Annotated in this window: 17 protein-coding genes; 11 read left to right on the forward strand and 6 right to left on the reverse strand. The window is 61.4% G+C overall.

What is annotated here, in order from left to right; all coding sequences use genetic code 11:
- The first annotated feature begins 192 nt into the window (after positions 1–192).
- The 6 genes from JMV15_RS02630 (at position 193) to JMV15_RS02655 (ending at position 6,912) form a co-directional block, all read left to right on the forward strand.
- Positions 193–1,368 (forward strand): M20 aminoacylase family protein, encoded by a 1,176-nt coding sequence (locus JMV15_RS02630; protein ID WP_038449376.1) that lies wholly within the window; start codon positions 193–195, stop codon positions 1,366–1,368.
- Positions 1,369–1,426: 58 nt separating this feature from the next.
- Positions 1,427–2,737: a citrate-proton symporter gene (locus JMV15_RS02635; RefSeq protein WP_038449379.1), complete on the forward strand. Its 1,311-nt coding sequence runs from the start codon at positions 1,427–1,429 to the stop codon at positions 2,735–2,737.
- Positions 2,734–4,176, forward strand: coding sequence for an amidase (locus JMV15_RS02640; protein WP_038449387.1), 1,443 nt, complete (start codon positions 2,734–2,736; stop codon positions 4,174–4,176). Before JMV15_RS02635 ends, JMV15_RS02640 begins: the two co-directional genes overlap by 4 nt.
- Before the next feature lie 64 nt (positions 4,177–4,240).
- Positions 4,241–4,999, forward strand: coding sequence for a helix-turn-helix domain-containing protein (locus tag JMV15_RS02645; protein WP_014717323.1), 759 nt, complete (start codon positions 4,241–4,243; stop codon positions 4,997–4,999).
- Between the two features lie 172 nt (positions 5,000–5,171).
- Positions 5,172–5,753, forward strand: a complete 582-nt coding sequence (locus tag JMV15_RS02650; protein ID WP_003189365.1) for a YceI family protein — start codon at positions 5,172–5,174, stop codon at positions 5,751–5,753.
- Between the two features lies 1 nt (position 5,754).
- Positions 5,755–6,912 (forward strand): phospholipase D-like domain-containing protein, encoded by a 1,158-nt coding sequence (locus tag JMV15_RS02655; protein WP_038449389.1) that lies wholly within the window; start codon positions 5,755–5,757, stop codon positions 6,910–6,912.
- A gap of 145 nt (positions 6,913–7,057) precedes the next feature.
- On the opposite strand, the gene bglX is transcribed toward JMV15_RS02655, so the two are convergent.
- A complete protein-coding gene (gene bglX, locus JMV15_RS02660; RefSeq protein WP_038449392.1) occupies positions 7,058–9,349 on the reverse strand; it encodes a beta-glucosidase BglX in 2,292 nt (763 codons plus the stop codon).
- 241 nt (positions 9,350–9,590) lie between these two features.
- Between bglX and JMV15_RS02665 the strand changes: the two genes are divergently transcribed.
- From JMV15_RS02665 to JMV15_RS02680, 4 genes are all read left to right on the forward strand, one after another.
- Positions 9,591–10,202, forward strand: coding sequence for a LemA family protein (locus tag JMV15_RS02665; RefSeq protein WP_014717327.1), 612 nt, complete (start codon positions 9,591–9,593; stop codon positions 10,200–10,202).
- Between the two features lie 18 nt (positions 10,203–10,220).
- Positions 10,221–10,949, forward strand: a complete 729-nt coding sequence (locus JMV15_RS28550; RefSeq protein ID WP_003189373.1) for a TPM domain-containing protein — start codon at positions 10,221–10,223, stop codon at positions 10,947–10,949.
- A 31-nt stretch (positions 10,950–10,980) separates the two neighbouring features.
- A complete protein-coding gene (locus tag JMV15_RS02675; RefSeq protein WP_032903207.1) occupies positions 10,981–11,598 on the forward strand; it encodes a TPM domain-containing protein in 618 nt (205 codons plus the stop codon).
- Between the two features lie 207 nt (positions 11,599–11,805).
- Positions 11,806–13,023, forward strand: a complete 1,218-nt coding sequence (locus tag JMV15_RS02680) for a class I SAM-dependent methyltransferase (RefSeq protein ID WP_038449395.1) — start codon at positions 11,806–11,808, stop codon at positions 13,021–13,023.
- 613 nt (positions 13,024–13,636) lie between these two features.
- On the opposite strand, the gene JMV15_RS02685 is transcribed toward JMV15_RS02680, so the two are convergent.
- The 3 genes from JMV15_RS02685 to JMV15_RS02695 form a co-directional block, all read right to left on the reverse strand.
- Positions 13,637–16,198 carry a TonB-dependent receptor gene (locus JMV15_RS02685; RefSeq protein WP_038449398.1) on the reverse strand — a complete coding sequence of 854 codons (2,562 nt, stop codon included), beginning with the start codon at positions 16,196–16,198 and terminating at the stop codon, positions 13,637–13,639.
- A gap of 126 nt (positions 16,199–16,324) precedes the next feature.
- Complete coding sequence (locus tag JMV15_RS02690; protein ID WP_038449400.1) at positions 16,325–17,293, reverse strand: FecR family protein; 969 nt, start codon at positions 17,291–17,293, stop codon at positions 16,325–16,327.
- A complete protein-coding gene (locus JMV15_RS02695) occupies positions 17,290–17,829 on the reverse strand; it encodes an RNA polymerase sigma factor (protein ID WP_014717332.1) in 540 nt (179 codons plus the stop codon). Before JMV15_RS02695 ends, JMV15_RS02690 begins: the two co-directional genes overlap by 4 nt.
- Before the next feature lie 168 nt (positions 17,830–17,997).
- On the opposite strand from JMV15_RS02695, the gene JMV15_RS02700 reads away from it, so the two are divergent.
- A complete protein-coding gene (locus tag JMV15_RS02700) occupies positions 17,998–18,330 on the forward strand; it encodes a YegP family protein (RefSeq protein ID WP_038449402.1) in 333 nt (110 codons plus the stop codon).
- 47 nt (positions 18,331–18,377) lie between these two features.
- Here the strand turns inward: JMV15_RS02700 and JMV15_RS02705 are convergent, their stop codons facing one another.
- Together JMV15_RS02705 and JMV15_RS02710 are read right to left on the reverse strand one after the other, a co-directional pair.
- Positions 18,378–19,256: a dihydrodipicolinate synthase family protein gene (locus tag JMV15_RS02705; protein WP_038449404.1), complete on the reverse strand. Its 879-nt coding sequence runs from the start codon at positions 19,254–19,256 to the stop codon at positions 18,378–18,380.
- A 30-nt stretch (positions 19,257–19,286) separates the two neighbouring features.
- Complete coding sequence (locus JMV15_RS02710) at positions 19,287–20,069, reverse strand: aldolase (protein WP_014717335.1); 783 nt, start codon at positions 20,067–20,069, stop codon at positions 19,287–19,289.
- Positions 20,070–20,214: the final 145 nt, after the last annotated feature.

Genomic DNA, 20,214 nt, shown 5'->3' on the forward strand with positions numbered 1-20,214 from the left:
TGCCTGTGCCGCCGTCATCGCAGGCAAGCCAGGTCCCACATTTAGATTATCTGCGTGGGTTCTCGGAAAAAGAACCGGCCCTGAGGTTCCACAGAGTGGAACCACCTTTGATTGTCCTCACGCGCACATCGCGCTTAGCTGTCGATGTGTCGCCAACAAGAACGGGACCACCCGCCTGTGAGGAGAATCACCATGCGCCCGCACCAGCACATCCTGGATTGGCTCAGTGACGTTGCCAGCGACTTGCACGCTGTGCGTCACGATATCCACGCCCACCCCGAACTCGGCTTTGAAGAGAACCGCACCTCAGCACTGGTCGCGCAGTCATTGCGGGAGTGGGGGTATGAGGTGCATACCGGCATCGGCAAGACCGGTGTGGTCGGCGTGCTGCGTAACGGCAGCAGCTCGCGCACGTTGGGGATTCGCGCCGACATGGACGCCTTGCCCATCATCGAAAATACCGGCGCGGTCTATACCAGCCAGCATGCCGGCTGCATGCACGCCTGCGGCCATGACGGCCACACCACCATGTTGCTCGGTGCCGCGCGTTACTTGGCGGCGACGCGGCAATTGGACGGCACTTTGAACCTGATTTTCCAACCCGCCGAAGAAGGCCAGGGCGGTGCCGAGGCGATGTTGGCGGATGGACTGCTGGAGCGCTTTCCTTGCGACGGGTTGTTCGGCATGCACAATATGCCGGGTTTGCCGGCGGGGCATCTGGGCTTGAGAGTTGGCCCGATGATGGCGTCCCAGGATTTGCTTACCGTGATCCTCGAAGGTGTCGGTGGCCACGGCTCCATGCCACACCTCACTATCGATCCACTGGTGGCGGCAGCCAGCATGGTCATGGCTCTGCAAACGGTGGTGGCGCGCAATATCGATACCCAGGAAGCCGCCGTGGTCACCGTCGGCGCCTTGCAGGCCGGCCAGGCGGCCAACGTGATTCCCCAGCAAGCGTTATTGCGCCTGAGCCTGCGCGCACTCAACCCCAAGGTGCGTGAACAAATGCTGGAACGGGTCAACGCGATCATCCAGACCCAGGCCGCGAGCTTCGGCTGCACGGTGCAGATCGAACACCGCCCGGCCTACCCGGTGCTGGTCAACCACGCCGAAGAAACCGAATTCGCCCGTCAGGTCGGCGTGGCCTTGCTCGGTGCCGACGCCGTGGACGGCAACACCCGCACGCTGATGGGCAGCGAAGACTTCGCCTGGATGCTGCAACGCTGCCCAGGCAGTTATCTGTTTATCGGCAACGGCGTGTCGCGGCCGATGGTGCACAACCCCGCCTATGACTTCAACGACGACATCCTGCTGACCGGCGCAGCCTACTGGGGCGCGCTGGCCGAGAGCTGGCTCAAGCCGGCCTGACGACCTCTTTTTTCTGCCGCTGGACCCTTTCCCTGATCGGTTGAATGGAGTGTTCCTCATGCAGACTGCAAAACCTGGTGTTTCGCGCACCCGCCAAGTGGTGGCGGCGGTGATTGGCAACGCGTTGGAATGGTATGACTTCATCGTCTACGGCTTTCTCGCCAGTATCATCGCCCGGCAGTTCTTCCCCTCGGAGGACGAATACGCCTCGCTGCTGATGGCCCTGGCCACCTTCGGCGTGGGCTTTTTCATGCGCCCGGTGGGCGGCATCCTCTTGGGCATCTACGCCGACCGCAAAGGCCGCAAGGCGGCGATGCAGTTGATTATCCGGTTGATGACCGTGTCCATCGCGCTGATCGCCTTCGCGCCGAACTATGCTGCCATCGGCATGGGCGCGCCGTTGCTGATTGTGGTGGCGCGGATGCTGCAGGGGTTTGCTACCGGCGGTGAGTACGCGAGTGCCACGGCATTTCTGGTGGAAAGTGCACCGGCCCATCGCAAGGGATTGTATGGCTCCTGGCAACTGGTGGGGCAATGCCTGGCGGTGTTCGGTGGGGCAGCGATGGTGGCGCTGGTCACGCATTTCTTTTCGCCCGAAACCCTCGACTTGTGGGGCTGGCGCCTGCCGTTTGTGCTGGGCTTGCTGATCGGCCCGGTGGGGTTGTGGATTCGTCGGCACATGGAAGACCCGGAAGAGTTCATCGAAGCGCGCAAGCAAGCCACTGGCCCGTCGCCGAGCCTCATGCAAGTGCTGCGTGAGCATCGGCGCAGTATTCTGGTGTCGATGGGGCTGGCCTGCGGCGCGACGGTGTCGTTTTATGTGGTGCTGGTGAACATGCCGACCTTCGCTCACAAGAACCTTGGCCTGCCGCTGGACCAGGTGCTGATGGTGCAGATGTTTGCGGTAGCGCTGATGACTGTGGTGATTCCGTTGTCCGGCCTGCTCTCGGATCGATGGGGACGGCGGCCGGTGTTGATGGCCTTCACCTTGGCGTTCTTCGTGATGGTCTACCCGTTGTATGTGTGGGTGGCCGCCGCGCCGTCTATCGAGCGCCTGCTGGTGATGCAGGTGATGTTGTGCACGGCGATTGGCGGGTTCTTCGGGCCAGCGCCGACGGCATTGGCCGAGCAGTTCCCTATCGAGGTGCGCTCGACCGGTGTGTCGGTGGCCTATAACGTGGCGGTGATGGTGTTCGGTGGTTTCGCGCCGTTGATCGTGACCTGGCTGAGCAAGGTACTGGGCACGCCGGTGGCGCCCTCGTTTTATGTATTGTTTGCGTGCGTGCTGACGCTGCTGGGCACTTACTGCATGCGCGAGGCACCTCGTGCGAGCAAGCCGCTGCCGTTTTCCAGAGAGGTGAAGCCTTGAGTATTGTTGATTGGGATGCCACTGAGCTGTCGCGGGCCGTTCATGGGCGGCAGGTGTCGTGCGAAGAGGTGATGCAGGCGTACCTGGCACAGATTCAGCGCTTTAACCCTGGCGTGAATGCGCTAGTGTCGTTGCGCGACAGCGAGGCCGTGCTGGCCGAGGCGAGGGCCTGCGATCGTGAGTTGGACCAGGGCCACTCCCGTGGCTGGATGCATGGCATGCCCCAGGCCATCAAGGACCTGGCGGCCACCCAGGGTTTGCGCACCACCCTGGGCTCACCGCTGTTCGCCGAGCATGTGCCGGGCGAGGACGCCATCAGCGTGGCGCGGGTGCGGGCCAGTGGCGCGATCATCATCGGCAAGACCAACGTGCCGGAGTTCGGCCTGGGCTCCCACACCTACAACACGCTGTTCGGTACCACCGGCAACGCCTATGACCCGCGCCTGGCGGCCGGCGGCAGCAGTGGCGGAGCGGCGGTGGCCCTGGCGCTACGCATGCTGCCGGTGGCCGACGGCAGCGACATGATGGGCTCGCTGCGCAACCCGGCGGCGTTCAACAACGTGTTCGGCTTGCGCCCCTCCCAAGGGCGGGTGCCCCACGGGCCGATGCCGGAACTGTTTGTGCAGCAACTGGGCACCGAAGGCCCGATGGGGCGCAGCGTGACGGATGTGGCGCGGTTGCTGAGCATCCAGGCCGGTTACGACCCCCGCACGCCGCTGTCATCCCAGGCCGATCCGACGGTGCTTGGCCAGCCGTTGCTGCATGACTTCAAGGGTGCGCGCCTTGGTTGGCTGGGGGACTACAACGGTTATCTGCCGATGGATGATGGCGTGATGAGCCTGTGCGAAGCGGCGCTGGATGATTTCGCCAGGTTGGGCTGTGAAGTGCACAGCTGCCAACCGGACTTTTCCATGGCGCGCCTGTGGCGCTGCTGGTTGGTACACCGCCATTGGCTGGTGCACGGCAACCTCGGCGCGGCCTATGCCAACCCGCAAAAACGCGCACTGCTCAAAACCGAAGCGCAATGGGAAGTGGAGGGCGGCCAGGGCTTGAGTGCTCAGCAGGTTTACCAGGCGTCGGTGGACCGCAGTGAGTGGTACCGCGCCTTGGGCAAGCTGTTCGAACGTTACGATTTCCTGCTGTTGCCCACCGCCCAGGTGTTCCCTTTCGATGCACAACAGCCTTGGCCACGCCTCGTCGGCGGGCGTGAAATGGACACTTATCACCGTTGGATGGAGGTGGTGATCGGCCCGACCCTCGCCGGTTTGCCGAGCATGAGCATTCCGGTGGGCTTCAACCCCCAGGGCTTGCCCATGGGCCTGCAAATCATTGGCCCGGCCCAGGCCGACAGGGCCGTGCTGCAATTGGCCTACGCCCATGAACAACTGACCCAATGGGTACAATGCCGGCCACCGGCGTGCCTTGCAACGACCCGTTGAGCGCTGACCGGGCCTGTATCTTGCTGTGAAAAAAGATCATCCACCGGCAACAGGGAGATCGAACATGGAGACAGGCACCGTACGCTCGGTTGAACGCGCACTGGCAATTGTCGAGTTGCTGGGCGAGCACCAGGCCCTGGGGCTGGAAGAGTTGCACTACCTCACGCGCCTGCCCAAGGCCACGGTGTCGCGCATGTTGCTAACCTTGCAGGAACAGGGTTGGGTCTATCGGGGCCTGAGTGATCGACGTTACCGCCTGCGTGCCCGGCGCTTGTTCGGCGATACCCAGCAACGCTTCAAGCGCCAGGTGGTGGAAAGCGCCGCCCCCTGGTTATTGGAGCTCAGCGAGCGCACCGGGCTGGTGGTGGATTTGTCGTGCTTCGATGGTGAGCGCCTGGAGGTCATGGAGAGTGCGATTCCCAGTGTGTTGCGCAAGCTGTACCCGAACAACTGCCAGATCGTCGGCCAGTATGCCAGCCTGTTCCATTCCGCGATGGGCAAAGCCTGCTTGACGCAATTGCCGGCCGAAGAAGTACATCGCCTGGCAGGCCGTAATCATGTGGCGGCAGACGAGCACTATCGCGCATGCGAGCAAACCCAGCACCAGGGCTTTGGCCAGCGTACCGAGGGCTATTGGGAATATCCTGTGCGTTTGCCGTTCCTGATCCGGGCGGTGGCGCTGCCGGTGCGCGCCAATGGCCGCCTGGTGGGGAGCATGGCGCTGCATTGGCCAATGCATCAGGCGCCGGTGGAGCGAGTGTTGAATTTGCATATGGGCAGCCTTGAACAGGCGGTGTGCGAAGTGCAGCGAACGCTGGATTAAAAACACCGCAAAACCCTGTGGGAGCTGGCTTGCCTGCGATGGCGGTGTGCCAGGCGAGAAATGGTTGACTGATACACCGCCATCGCAGGCAAGCCAGCTCCCACATTTGAATTTGCGCCGGTTGTGAGATTGCGCTTAAGGTTCGCCCAGGTTTTTTGCCCCATGAGTCTTTATGTTCAATGTCAAACCTCTGGTCTTCGCGCTGCTGACCTGTGCTGCCGTGCCCGCCCACGCCGACTGGTACCTGGATAACGAATCCTCACGCCTGTCCTTCGTCACCACTAAAAACACCGAAGTGGCTGAAGTCCAGCGCTTCCTGGTATTGCATGGCAAGGTCGACGCCAAAGGTGCGGCTCGGCTGGAAGTGGAGCTGGACTCAATCAACAGCGGCATCCCGCTGCGCGACGAGCGCATGCGTAAAGAGCTGTTCGAGATCAAGACCTTCCCCGAAGCGCAGATCAGCGCGCAAATCAATCTGCAGCCCATCAATGACCTGGCATCCGGCGCGCAGTTGGAATTGCGCCTGCCCTTGAGCGTCACGCTGCACGGCAAGACCCAGACCTACAGCGCCGAACTGCTGGCCACGCGCCTGGATGAGCGGCGTTTCCAGGTGGTAACCCTGGAGCCCGTGGTGCTGCATGCCGAAGATTTCGACCTGGCGCCCGGTGTGGCTACCTTGCGCAAGGCGGCGGGGCTCAAGTCGATCAGTTTGTCGGTGCCGGTGGGTGCGGTGCTGATCTTCACGGCGCGCTGACATGAGCGGCGCGGTGTTCCCGTGGCGCAGCGCCAATCAGTTCGAATTGCTGATCGACGGGCCGAATTTCTTCCCGCAGATGCTGGTGGGCATCGCCCGGGCTGAGCAGCAGGTTGACCTTGAGTTGTACCTGGTCGAAGCCGGGGCCTGCGCCGAGGCCATGGTGCAGGCACTGGTGCTGGCCGCTGAACGCGGCGTGCAGGTGCGTTGCCTGTTTGACGATTACGGCAGCCTGGCGTTTACCCTTGGGCTGCGCAAGCGCTTGACCGACGCAGGCGTGACGCTGCGCTTTTACAACCGCCTGAATTGGCGGCGCTGGATGCGCAACCTGTATCGCGACCATCGCAAGCTGCTGCTGATCGACCAGCGCATTGCGGTGGTCGGCGGCACCGGTGTCACCGACGAGTTCTGGACGCCGGGGCAAGACAGCGCCGACTGGCATGAAGTGATGGTGCAGATCAGCGGCCCGCTGGTGCTGGACTGGCAGGCCCTGTTCGACCGGCAATGGCACGCTAACGCCGCGCGCCGTGAATGGAAACCGGCGACCCATTTTGGTTTGCCCCGCTTACCCAAGGTGCCCGCCACCGGGCCGGGGCTGGGTCGCGTGGCGTATGCCGATGCGCGTCAGCACCGTGACATTCTGCAATCGTTGATTCGCGCCTTGAACAGCAGCAAATCGCGTATCTGGCTGGCGACCCCATACTTCCTGCCCACCTGGAGCGTGCGCCGTGCCTTGCGCCGGGCGGCTGGGCGTGGTGTGGATGTGCGTCTGTTGCTCACCGGCCCGCGCACCGATCACCCGTCGGTGCGTTACGCCGGGCACCGTTATTACCCGCGTCTGCTGCGTTCAGGGGTGCAGATCTTCGAATACCAGCCGTGCTTCCTGCACCTGAAGATGGTGCTGGTGGACGATTGGGTGAGCATTGGCTCGTGCAATTTCGACCACTGGAATTTGCGCTTTAACCTGGAAGCCAATCTTGAAGCGCTGGACCCGGGATTGACGGCGGCGGTGGTGGGCAGTTTCGAAGCGGACTTTGCCCAGAGCCAGGCGGTGAGTCTGGAGGCATGGAAGGCGCGGCCATTGTGGCGGCGGGTAAAGCAGCGGGTGTGGGGCTGGATTGATCGGTTGGTGGTGAACCTGCTGGATCGGCGCGGCTAGTCGGGCCAACTCAATCAACTGTGGGAGCTGGCTTGCCTGCGATAGCATCACCTCGGTACACCTGACAAACCGAGGTGCCTGTATCGCAGGCAAGCCAGCTCCCACAAAAGCCAGCTCCCACCCAGACCGTGTTGACAGCTTCAGATCAGAGCAGTTCGAAGGTTTGCTGCTGCACATCCTGGGAATCCAACCCGATCTGTACATTGAACTCACCGGGTTCGGCTGCGTACTTGAGCTGGGTGTTATAGAACTTCAGGTCGTCCTCGGTGATGGTGAAGTGCAGCGTGCGTGCTTCGCCGGCCTTGAGCATGACCTTCTGGAAGTTCTTCAGCTCCTTGATCGGGCGGATCATCGAACCGGCCACGTCCTGGATATACAACTGCACAACCGTTTCGCCATCGACCTTGCCGGTGTTCTTCACGGTGACGCTGGCGTCGAGCTTGCCGGTCTTGTTCAGCGTGGTGGACGACAGTGCCATGTCCGACAGGCTGAACGTGGTGTAGCTCAGGCCATAGCCAAACGGAAACAGGGGACCGGTGGTGTCATCGAAGTACTGTGAGGTGTAGTTGCCCGGCTTGCCTGGGGTGAATGGCCGGCCCACGGTCAGGTGGTTGTAGTAAGTCGGAATCTGCCCCACCGAACGAGGGAAGGTGATCGGCAGTTTGCCCGACGGGTTGTAGTCGCCGAACAGTACATCGGCGATGGCGTTGCCGCCTTCGGTACCTGCGAACCAGGTTTCCAAGATGGCATCGGCCTGTTGGTTCTCTTCGAGAATCGACAGCGGACGGCCGTTCATCAACACCAGCACCAGCGGTTTGCCGGTGGCTTTGAGGGCCTTGATCAAGTCGCGCTGGCTTTGCGGGATGTTCAGGTCGGTACGGCTCGACGATTCGTGGGACATGCCACGGGACTCGCCCACCGCCGCGACGATAACGTCGGCGTTGTTCGCCGCCTTCACCGCTTCATCAATCAGCACCTGGGCAGGGCGCGGGTCATCCACCACTTCCGGGGCATCGAAGTTGAGGAAGTTGAGGTAGTCGAGCACCGCTTTGTCGCTGGTGATGTTGGCGCCACGGGCATAGATCACTTTGCCTTTTTCGCCGATCACGGCGTTCATGCCGTCGAGCAGGGTCACCGACTGCGCAGGCCGGCCGGCAGCAGCCCAACTGCCCATCATGTCGATGGGTGCCTTGGCCAGCGGGCCGACCAGGGCAATGGTCGCGGATTTTTTCAGCGGCAGGGTGTCGTTGTGGTTCTTGAGCAACACCAGGCTGCGGCGCGCAATGTCGCGGGCCTCGGCGCGGTGCAGGCGGCTGTCGGCGTAGGTGTCGACCGGGTCATCCTCGGCCTTGCCGATGCGCAGGTATGGGTCCTTGAACAGGCCCATGTCGTACTTGGCACCGAGCACTTCGCGCACGGCGTTGTCGATGTCGCTCTGCTGGATCTCGCCGGACTTGAGCAGCCCCGGCAATTCCTTGCCGTACAGCGAGTCGTTCATGCTCATGTCGATGCCGGCCTTGATCGCCAGCTTGGCGGCTTCACGCCCGTCCTTGGCCACGCCGTGCTTGATCAGCTCGAAGATCGCGCCGTGGTCGCTGACGGTCAGGCCCTTGAAGCCCCAGTCCTTGCGCAGCAGGTCGTTCATCAGCCAGGTGTTGGCCGTGGCGGGCACGCCGTTGATCGAGTTGAGCGCCACCATCACGCCGCCGGAGCCAGCCTTGATCGCTGCGTGGTAGGGCGGCAGGTAGTCCTGGTACATCTTGACCGGGCTCATGTCGACCACGTTGTAGTCGCGCCCGCCTTCCACCGCGCCATAGAGGGCAAAGTGCTTGACGCTGGCCATGAGGCTGTCGGCATTTGCGGGGCTGGTGCCCTGGAACGCCTTGACCATGACTTCGGCAATGCGTGACACCAGGTAGGTGTCTTCACCGAAACCTTCGGAAGTGCGGCCCCAGCGCGGGTCGCGGGAGATATCGACCATCGGCGCAAACGTGATGTCGAGGCTGTCGGCGGCGGCTTCCTGGGCGGCGATGCGCCCGGAGCGGCCAATGGCGTCCATGTCCCAACTGGAGGCCAGGGCCAGGCTGATCGGGAAAATGGTGCGGTGGCCGTGGATCACGTCATAGGCGAAGAACATCGGGATCTTCAAGCGGCTGCGCATGGCCGCGTCCTGCATCGGACGGTTTTCCGGGCGGGTGATGGAGTTGAACGTGCCACCGATGCGACCGGCGGCGATTTCCTTGCGGATCAGCTCGCGGGGCATTTCCGGGCCGATACTGATCAGGCGCAATTGGCCGATCTTCTCATCCAGGGTCATTTGCTTGAGCAGGTCGCTGACGAAGGCGTCCTTGTCGTTAAGCGCAGCAGGCTTTGTTTCTGCCCATACGGGGTGGCTGGCCAGAGTGGCAACAAGGCCGAGCAAACACAGCTTTTTCATGAATATCCTTTTTCGGCGACTGCGCAGCATTCAGAGAGATGCTGTCGGCCAAAATGTGGGGAACGTCTATTGTTGTTCGGGGGTTGTTCAGATAAATGCAGCACACTCTGAACTCTTTTTCGCGCTGGGCATCTTTGTAGCTGATTGGCTCGAAGCATTCCAGTGGTGGCGGATTATGCCCCAAGCGCGTGGTTTATAGGGTTAGTCGTCACATTCCATCAGATCGGGCAGGAGAAACACTATGCAAGCAGCACACACTTATCGCTGGGGCTTCAAGGCTGCGGCGCTGTTACTGATCAGCAGCGTGCTGAGCGGTTGCGGCATCAACAACATCCCGACCCTGGACGAACAGGCCAAGGCCGCCTGGGGCCAGGTGCAGAACCAGTACCAGCGCCGTGCCGACCTGATCCCCAACCTGGTGGAAACGGTGAAGGCGTATGCCGCCCACGAACAGGAAACCCTCACCGCGGTGATTGAAGCGCGGGCCAAGGCCACCTCGATCCAGGTGGATGCCAGCACCCTGGACAACCCCGAGAAGCTCAAGCAGTTCCAGCAAGCCCAGGATGGCCTGAGCGGCGCACTCAGCCGTTTGATGGTGGTGTCCGAGCGTTACCCGGACCTGAAGGCCAACCAGAACTTCCTGGCCTTGCAATCGCAACTTGAAGGCACCGAGAACCGTATCGCTGTGTCTCGCCGTGACTTTATCCAGGCCGTACAGGCTTACAACACCGAGATCCGTACTTTCCCGGGCCGCCTGTGGCACAGCGTGATGTACAGCGATTTGCCGATCCGCGCCACGTTTGAAGCCACCAGCGCCGATGCCGATAAAGCGCCGCAAGTGAAGTTCAAATAAGGCTGCACTGAGGTGTCGATGCGTTTATTACGGATAGGCCTGGCGCTGTGGCTGTTGGCCTGCGTGGGCGTGGCCCAGGCGGCACTGAGCTTCCCGGCGCTGACCGGGCGGGTGGTGGACAGCGCGCAGATGATCGACCCGGCGGTGCGCGAGCAACTGACCCAGCAATTGCAGGCGCTGGAGCAGACCTCGGGCGACCAGCTGGTGGTGGTCACCGTGCCCGACCTGCAAGGCGTGCCTATTGAGGATTACGGTTATCAACTGGGCCGCCAGTGGGGCATTGGCCAGAAGGGCAAGGACAACGGCGCGCTGTTGATCGTCTCCCGTGATGACCGCCAATTGCGCATCGAAGTCGGCTATGGCCTGGAAGGCGTGCTGACGGATGCGCAATCCTGGGTGATCATCAACCAGGTGATCCTGCCCAAGTTCAAGGCCGGCAATTTCAGCCAGGGCATCAGCGACGGCGTGGCCGCGATGATCCAGGTGGTGGGCGGTGAGCCCTTGGCGGTGCCGGCTCATGTGGCGGATGCGAACTTCGCCATGGATAATCCCGGGTTTTCCATCGGCCTGTTTATTCTGCTGATCGGCGTGCTGTGGCTGTGCAATCGCATGGGCTTGCCGGTGGGCGCTATCCTGCTGGCGATTCTCAACAGCAGCGGGCGCGGCGGTGGTGGGGGCGGCGGTGGCGGTGGTTTCCGCGGCGGTGGCGGTGGTTTTGGCGGTGGCGGGGCTTCGGGCAGCTGGTAATGACAATAACGAGAATAGAGCATCTACAACCATGGCATTACTGACTGAACACGAGCAGCGCCAAGTCGCCGAAGCGATCGCCCGGGTCGAGAAAACCACCGACGCGGAGTTGGTCACCGTGCTGGCGGCGCGCGCCGACGACTACGCCTACATTCCGTTGCTGTGGGCGAGCTTGATCGCGTTGGTGGTGCCGGGCGTGGTGCATTACCTGTCGGGTTACCTGACCATGTACACCTTGCTGGTGGCGCAGTGGGCGACGTTCATTGTGCTGTGCCTGGTGTTCCGCTTGCCCAAGGTCACTACTCGGCTGATCCCGCGTTCGGTACGCCACTGGCGTGCGTCCAACCTGGCGCGGCGGCAGTTTCTGGAGCAGAACTTGCACCACACGCTGGGCAGCACCGGGGTGCTGATTTTTGTCAGCGAGGCTGAGCGTTATGTGGAGATCCTGGTGGATGAGGGGATTTCCAAGCGCCTGGATGACAGCAATTGGGACGCTATTGTCCAGGCGTTTACCCAGCAGGTGAAACAGGGGCAGACGCTGGCCGGGTTCATCGCCTGCGTTGAAGCCTGTGGCGAGTTGCTCAAGGTGCATGTGCCCGTTACTCACACCCGCAACGAACTGCCCAATCGCCTGGTCGTACTCGAATAACTGCTTTCTGTGGGAGCCGGGCTTGCCCGCGATGGCATCGCCTCGGTTTGCCTGATTAACCGAGTGGCCTGCATCGCAGGCAAGCCAGCTCCCACACAAGGCAGCATCCTTATTCGGGTTGATTGACCGTTGATCAAATAACCCCGTGCCCTGAACCCCCATCCCGCCTAAAATGCCCGGCATTCTTTACCCGAGGCGTTTTTGTTCATGTCCGTCACCGCTCAACCTGCCCGCCCTGCGCCGGATCATCATGCCCAGTTCATCGAACTGTTGAGCGCAAGCCTGGCCCAGAACGCTTTTATCAAGCTGGTGCTGGCCAAGTACGTCGGTGAGGAAGCCGAGTTGCAGCGGCTGATCATCAAGCCGGTAGTCGTCAAGGACCGGCCATGCCTGTCGTTCGTCTATCGCTACAAGACCCGCGATATCACCAAGAACTTCCCCTTGGACGACGGCGTTGCGGCGATCGGCGAGCTGTTGCCCAGCGCGTTCAAGAACGCGCACTTGCTGGCGCTGACCGACGAAGCCCAGTTGGAATACAGCAAGAAGAACAAAAGCTCGCTGTTCAAAAGTAAACCGCAGCAACTGCGCGAGGCGCCTTCGGCTGAGCATAACCGCGAAAAAAATCGCTTCCTCGACCTGAGCCGGCCGTTCCTCGCCGATCTGGGCGTGACCGACGCCAAGCAGACGCTGATCCCCTCGATGTCGCGCAAGTGGAAGCAGATCAACAAGTTCATCGAAGTGTTCAGCCATGCGCTGACGTCGTCGCCGTTGCAGCTCGACCGCCCGGTGCGTGTCGCCGATTTCGGCTCGGGCAAGGGCTACCTGACCTTCGCCATTCACGATTACCTGCGCAATACCCTCAAGGCCGAGGGCGAGGTCACCGGTGTCGAGTTGCGTGAAGACATGGTCACCCTGTGCAACAGCGCCGCCGCACGCCTGGAACACCCGGGGCTGGTGTTCAAATGCGGCGATGTGCGCAGCGTGGCGCCCAGTGAGCTGGACGTGATGATTGCCTTGCATGCCTGCGACATCGCCACCGACTACGCGATCCACACCGGCATCCGTTCCGGTGCGTCGATCATCATGTGCTCGCCGTGCTGCCACAAACAGATCCGCCTGCAGATCCAGAGTCCGGCGTTGCTCAAGCCGATGCTGCAATACGGCCTGCACCTAGGCCAGCAGGCAGAAATGGTCACCGACAGCCTGCGTGCATTGTTGCTTGAAGCCTGTGGCTATGAGACCAAGGTGTTCGAGTTCATCTCGTTGGAACACACGAACAAGAACAAGATGATCCTGGCGGTCAAACGTGCCGAGCCTGTGGACAACGCGCAGCTATTGGCAAAAATCCAGGAGCTCAAGGCGTTCTATCACATCACCGAGCACTGCCTGGAAACCCTGCTGCGCGGGGATGGCTACCTGGCTTGAAATGGGCGCGGTTCCCTGTGGGAGCTTGCTCCCGTGACGGCCCCGGCGGCCAGCGCATATCTACCTGACGCCCCACGATCCAAATGTGGGAGCTGGCTTGCCTGCGATAGCGGCCTGACAGCCGACGCCTATCTGCCTGACAGCCCACAATCCAACTGTGGGAGCGGGCTTGCTCGCGAAGGCGGCCTGGCAGTCAACACCGTTGGATTGTGTGTATATCCATTCCTGCGGTAACGGCCACCTAGGGTTCCGCTCTGACAGCGGCTCACTTTTGAAAAGCCGGAATGCCGGCCCAGACAAAAGTAAGCAAAACGCTCTTGCCCCACCACTCGGCACCTCGCTTAGGCTCGGTGTGCCCGTAATCCGCCAGTGATTTGGGGGGCCGCCGCCACGCGCCATCCATGGCGCGGGGCGGCTAAACCTGCCGGTTTACCCCCCAAATCCCTGTCGAATTCCGGCCAGCGTGGTTTGACGGGGCGCTTGAGATCAAAAGCAGATCAAGATCAAGAGCGGCTCGCTTCGCATCGTGGTTATCGTCGACCGTTACAGCGTTGTGTAGATACTTTTGGCTATCGCAGGCAAGCCAGCTCCCACAGTTGGAATACGTGCGTGCTTAGAAGAAACGCGTCACGCTGATCTTCGCATCACGCCCTTTCGTGTACGCCCGGTCGCCGCTCAAGGCCGGGCGGAAGTTTTTGTTGAACAGGTTGTCTACCGTGAAGTTCACCTCGGTGCCTTTGAGGTACGCCTGCTGCGGTGTCCATTTGGCGAACAGGCCCTGGGTGTTGTAGCGCTTGTTGCCGTACTGGTCGTAGAACAGATCGCCGACGCTGGAGCCCGGGCCGCCCGAGTATTTGTCGCTGGGCAGGCGGTCGGTGGCGCCGATGAACTGGCCCATCCAGCCCACCTGGGCATCCCAGGCCGGGATGTGGGTACCCAGTACCAGCACCCATTTGGTCGGCGGGATGTCCCGCGCTGCCACGTCCGGGCCCCAAGGGTTGGTGTAGGCGCCTTGGTGCTGGCCCTTGGCATAGGCGAACGACACCGAGCCAAACAGGTAGGTGGAGTTGTAAATCGATTCGAGCTCAACGCCCTTGATGGTCAGGCTGCCGATATTGCGGTAGTTGGACATCGGCCCAGGCGGGCAAGCTGAAGCGATGCTGCCGCCATTGACTGCCTGGTTCTGGCAGCCCACGCCGGTGGCCTTGAAGATCTCGTCTTCGACCTTGTTGTGAAACAGGGTGGTGCGCAGTTGCAGGTTATCGTCCTGGGCGATCAGGTTGTCGAAGCTGGTGATGTTGCCCAGGGTGATCGAGGTGATGCGCTCCGGGTCCAGGTCGACGCTGGTGGCGGTGCGACTGCCCACGCCCTGCACTTCGTATTGTTCGTCGATCACCGGGGCGCGCCAGGTCTGGCTCCAGTTGGCGAACAGCCCCACGTTCGGCGTCACGGTCCAGAACAGCGCCAGGCGTGGCGACCAGCCTGTGTAGGTGCGGTCGCTGTAGTCGTGACCCACTGCCGGGCTGGGGTTGTTGTAGTAGGGCGCATCGTTGCCTTCGCCGCGGTTGCGCACATGGTCATAGCGCAGCGACGGCGTGATCGTCACGTCGCCCAACGTCACCGCGTCCTGGATAAAGAAGCTGTTGGTATCAACTTTGCCGTGGGGCATGAAGCCTGGCTGGAAGTGCCCGTAGTTGTAGCGCGGCGTGTTGTAGGTGGCGCCGGGCATCCACATTTCGGTTTCGCGGGTGTGCTTGCGGATTTGCCCGCCAACCGTCACGGCATGCTGCAAGGGGCCGGTGTCAAACAGGCTGACGTTGCGGATGTCCAGGAGCTTGTCGGTGTAGGCGGTGTCCATCTTGCGCCCGCCGGTGGCCAACTGGAAAAACGCCGTGGCGTCACGCTCATCGGTCTGCTCGGTGTTGGACTGTGAGTACTTGACGGTCAAGTCCACCAGCGGGTTGTCCAGCGGCTGGTATTCATACTTGCCCGACCAGGTGGTGTCGACCGTGTCACGGTGGGCGAGGAAGCGCTTCAACGCGCCTTCGTAGCCGTAGCGGTCGATGTTGAACTGGGTTGGCGGCGTGGGGTAACTGGCGGCGGAAAACGGGGTCCAGCGGTTGCTGTGGGAGCGCGAGTATGACAGCCCGACACTGTGCTCATCGGTAAAATGCGCGTTGACCTTGAACAGCTTGCCGTCCACATCCTGGGCGCTGTTGGGCAAGCGCTGGGGGTTGATCGGGTACTCATTGTTGTCGTTGGGCAATTTGGCGGCCACTTTCATATCGCCGCCGTCGCGTTGGGTCAGGTAGGCCAGCGCATCGAAACGGCCGTCGTCGGTACGGCCATACACGGCACTGCTGTAGACCTGCTCATGGTCGTTGCTGGAGTAGCCATATTTGAGCATCGCACCGCTGTTGCGGCCGTCCTTGAGCAGGTCCGGGGCGTCCTTGGTGACCATGTTGACCGTGCCGCCGAAGCCGCCATTACCGGTGAACGGCGAGTTGGGACCTTTTTCCACTTCGATGCGCTTGATCAGCTCGGGCTCGATAAACACCGTGCCTTGCTGGTAACGCTCAAAGCCTGTCTTGGTGGCACCGTCAACGGTCAGCGGCACGTCTTCGGCATCGCCGAAACCGCGGATGTTGATGGTCTGGCCGCCGGGTTTCAGCGAGCCGCCCTGGCTGACACCGGGCAAGGTCTGCAACAGGCTGGGAATGTTATTGGACTGGTAACGGTCGATGTCGGCCTGGGTCAGGGTGGAGCGGTTGACGGTGCTGGCGTTCACCTCGTTGCCGGTGCCGATCACGCTCAAGGTGTCCAACTGGATTGCGCCACCGGTGGTGGTGGTTTTACCCTCATCGGGGCGCACCACGTAGGTACTGCCGACCTTGAGCAGGATGAGTTCACCGTTTTTGAGCAGGGAGCGGATGGCCACTTCCGGGGTGTAGTCACCGTTAAGCGCCGGGGCCTGCACATTCTTGAGCAGGGTTTCATCGAACAGCAGCTGGATTTTCGCCTGCTGGGCCACCTGGCTCAGGGACGTGGCCAGCGACTGGGCAGGCAGGTGCAGCTTGAATGACTCGGCTTCGGCGCTGAGGCTCAAGGCCAGGCACATAGCCATGAGTGTCGGTCGAAGAAACAGGTGCGAAGCGTGACAAGGCGCGCGAAACATGAAATCCCCCGGAGCGGCTAAATAGCCAAAAAGGTGTGCGTATCAAACACGGACAGGAGGAAGACGGGGCAGGCAAAAAAAACCACACATGCGAATGCAAAATATTCTCATGTGTGGTGTTGCCGCCTATTTGCTTGGCTCGATTCTCATGATGCCGTCCGCCGAGAGTACGGTTTTCACCGGCAACAGCGCGGGCAAGGCATTGAGCAGGGCGTCCGGGTCATTCACATCCAGGTTGCCCGAAACCTTGAGTTGCGCCACGGCCTTGCTCACCTGCAACGACGCCTGTGGACGGTACAGGCTCAGTTCGTCGATCAGGCTGGCCAGCTCGCGATTGCGAAACGACAAGTGCCCGCTGCGCCAATCGGCGACCTCTTCGGCGCTGAGGCTTTGCGGTTGCACGGTGCCTTTGGCGTAGTTGTATGAGGCCCGTTGCTGGGCGCCGAGCAGGGTGGCGGGGCTTTTGCCATTGGGCGCGAAAGCGACCTGGCCATGGGCAACGCTGACCACCAATTGCTGCTGCCCTCGGCGCACATCGAAAGCAGTGCCCACCACCCGTACGCTCGACTCGCCGGCTTGCACGTAGAGGGGGCGTTCCTTGTCGGCGGCCACTTCGAGGTACAGCTGACCTTTGTCCAGGTGCAGCACCCGTAGATGGGCGCTGAAGTCCACGCGGATATGGGTGTTGGCATTCACATACAAGGTACTGCCATCCGGCAGATTCAACGTGCGCATGCCCTTGGCCTGGGTGGCAACCTGGCTGTGATACAGCTCGCGCGGTGCGCCGATAGAGGTCGCCAACACGGCGCACACCAAGGCAGCGGCCACCGCCAGGGCAGGGCGCCACAAAGCGGGCTTGCGCTTGGGCAGTGCCAACGGTTTGTTCAGTTGTTGCAACTGGGCGAGGTCGGCCCATAACTGTTCGAATTCGGCATAGGCGCGCGCATGGTCGGGCACCGCCTGCCAGGCAGCAAAGGCTTTACGGTCGGCGCGGCTTACTTCGTTGCGGTTGCGTGCAAACCAACTGGCGGCCTGGGCATCGATGGAATCGCTCGCTTGGCTGTCCAGCGCGTTTGTGTCGCTCGGGCGGTTCATTCTGGCTGCTCCGTGCCGGTGTCGGGTTGAAGGCGTCGCTTGCAGTGCAGCAGGGCAAAGGCGATGTGCTTTTCCACCATGCTGGTGGAGATGCCCATGCGCGTTGCGATCTGCGCCTGGCTCAAGCCTTCGAAGCGGTGCAGCATAAGGGCTTCTCGCCGGCGGGGCGAGAGTTCGGCGAGGACTTCTTTCAACTGTTCCAGGCGTTGCAGGCGAAGGGCGGCGGCCATGGGGTCGTTGTGCTCGTCGGTGACCGGCTCGGCATCCATTTCGGCGTGATCAGGGTGGACGGTTTGCCGTACCTTCTGTTTGCGCCAGTGATCGCGCAGCAGGTTGCGCGCCATCTGGAACAGAAACGCCCGTGGCTGCTCGACCTTGGCACGGTCGCGGTAGCCCAGCCATTGGGTAAACACATCCTGGGCCATGTCCGCCGCGTCGCTGGCGTTGTCCGTGCGTTTACGCAGGAAATACAGAATGTCTGCATAAAACCCGCGACAGGCATCGGCCGCCGACGGGTCGGGCTGGGGACGAGACATGGATACCCTTCTTGACGAAGTACGACGTGGAAAAGTCGCGAATGATATCGAGAATTATTGTCATTTGTCTCCAGCTAAATAGATCTCCCGTGTTTGGCTGGAAAAAATTGGGGCATGGCCTTTAATCCTACAAGTTTGGGAGCGATATCCCACTCAAAGGAGAAAGTCATGGCTGGATGGTATGAGTTGAGTAAAAGCAGTAACGGGCAGTTTCGTTTCGTGCTTAAGGCGGCGAACGCAGAAACCATATTGACCAGCGAGCTTTACACCACCCGCGGTGCTACTGAAGCCGGCATTGCTTCAGTGCAGACAAACAGCCCACATGATGAACGTTATGAGAAAAAAGTGGCCAGCAACGGCCAACCGTTCTTCAACCTCAAGGCGGCCAATCATCAAGTGATCGGCAGCAGTGAGCAGTACACCTCTACAGCCGCACGAGACAATGGCATTGCCAGCGTCAAGACCAATGGTTCCAGTGTCACTATCAAGGACAAGACCTGACAGTTGTGCAAGAAGACCTGCACCCGGCTCGCGAGAGCCGGGCGTTTTTATACCGATGACAGCAACGCTTTGAGCTGTCCGATCCCTGCTTCGCCCAACGGGAACACCGGCAAGCGCGGATGACCCACCTCCAACCCGGTCAAGCGCAACCCGGCCTTGATCGTCGCCGGCAGCCCGCCTTTGAGGATGAATTGCAGCAAGGGCAACTGTCGGTAGAACAGCTCCCGCGCCTTGTTCAAATCATCGGCCAGTACGGCCTGATACAAGCTCAGGTTCAGTTGCGGGATCAGGTTCGGCGCCGCGGTGCACCAGCCTTTGGCGCCAGCCGCGAAGGCTTCCAGCGCCAGCGGGTTGCAGCCGTTGTAGAACGGCACGTCACTTTGCAGTTTCAACTGGTGCATGCGCTGGATGTCGCCAGTGCTCTCCTTGACCATCGTCACGTTCTCGACCTGCTTGAGGATGCGCAGGATCAGCTCCACCGACATGTCGGTGCCGCTGGTGGCCGGGTTGTTGTAGAGCATGATCGGCACGCCGATGCTGTCGCCGATGGCGGCGTAGTGAGCGAGGATTTCCGCCTCACTGAGTTTCCAGTACGAGGCCGGCAGCACCATGACCACATCGGCGCCGTGCTCTTCGGCATAGCGGGCGCGGCGTACGGCTTTGGCGGTGGTCAGGTCGGACACGCTGACAATGGTCGGCACGCGCTTGGCGACTTTCTTGATGCTGTAGGCGCTGACTTCATCCCACTCGGCATCGCTCAGGTAAGCGCCTTCGCCCGTGCTGCCCAAGGGCGCAATGGCGTGGACGCCGCTGTTGATCAAGCGGTCGATGGAGTGCCCGAGGGCGTCGAGGTCAACGCGTTGGCCGTCGGCACTGAAGGGGGTGATGGTGTAGCCGATAATGCCGTGAATGGTTGGGTTGGACATGGGAAAAACTCCGGTTGAAAAGGGGGACAATCAGTTCAGGCAGTCGGCGTGCTTGCGCAGGTTTTGCCGGGCGTAGTAGTTGAACGCGGCGCCGTGGCGTTTGGGCTTGGAGATCCAGTCATGGGCCTCGCGCCCCAGCTCCGGCAGGATCGGTTTGACGCTGCCCGCAGACATCGCCAGCAACTGCAACTTGGCAGCCCGTTCGATCAGTTGCGCAATCACGCAGGCTTCTTCGATGTTGGCCCCGGTGGACAACTGCCCGTGGTGCGAGAGCAGGATGGCGCGCTTGTCGCCCAGGGCCGTGGTGATGATTTCCCCTTCTTCGTTGCCCACCGGCACGCCGGGCCAGGCCTCCAGGAACGCGCAATCTTCGTACAGCGGGCAAAGGTCCATGTGCGACACCTGCAACGGCACTTCCAGCATCGACAGCGCGGCAATGTGCGTGGGGTGTGTGTGGATGATGCAGTTTACATCCGGGCGGCCGCGGTACACCCAGGTGTGAAAACGGTTGGCGGGGTTGGGAATGCCATGGCCTTCCAGTACTTCGAGGTCTTCGTTGACCAGCAGCAGATTGCTGGCGGTGATTTCGTCAAAACCCAGGCCCAGTTGCTGGGTGTAGTAGGTGCCGGGCGTCGGCCCACGTGCGGTGATCTGCCCGGCCAGGCCGGAGTCGTGGCCGTACTCGAACAGGATTCGGCAGGTCAGCGCCAGCTTTTGCCGGTCGGTCCACGTATTATCTGCCAGGCTGTTTTGCATCTGGCTCAGTGCTTGCTTGACCAGTTGGTCTTTTGGGAGTGCTAATGTCTTGGCCATATTGATGTCCTTTGGATGGTTCAATGGACGTCGGATTTGCTGGTCGCCCGCTGCTCGCAAGGTCGTTGGGTGAGTGCAAATGACACTAAAGATGCTATATGACACTTTGTGTCATTGGCAAGCCTGTCTCATCGCTTTCTGCATG

The sequence above is a fragment of the Pseudomonas paracarnis genome, assembly GCF_904063055.1.
Lineage (GTDB): Bacteria > Pseudomonadota > Gammaproteobacteria > Pseudomonadales > Pseudomonadaceae > Aquipseudomonas > Aquipseudomonas paracarnis.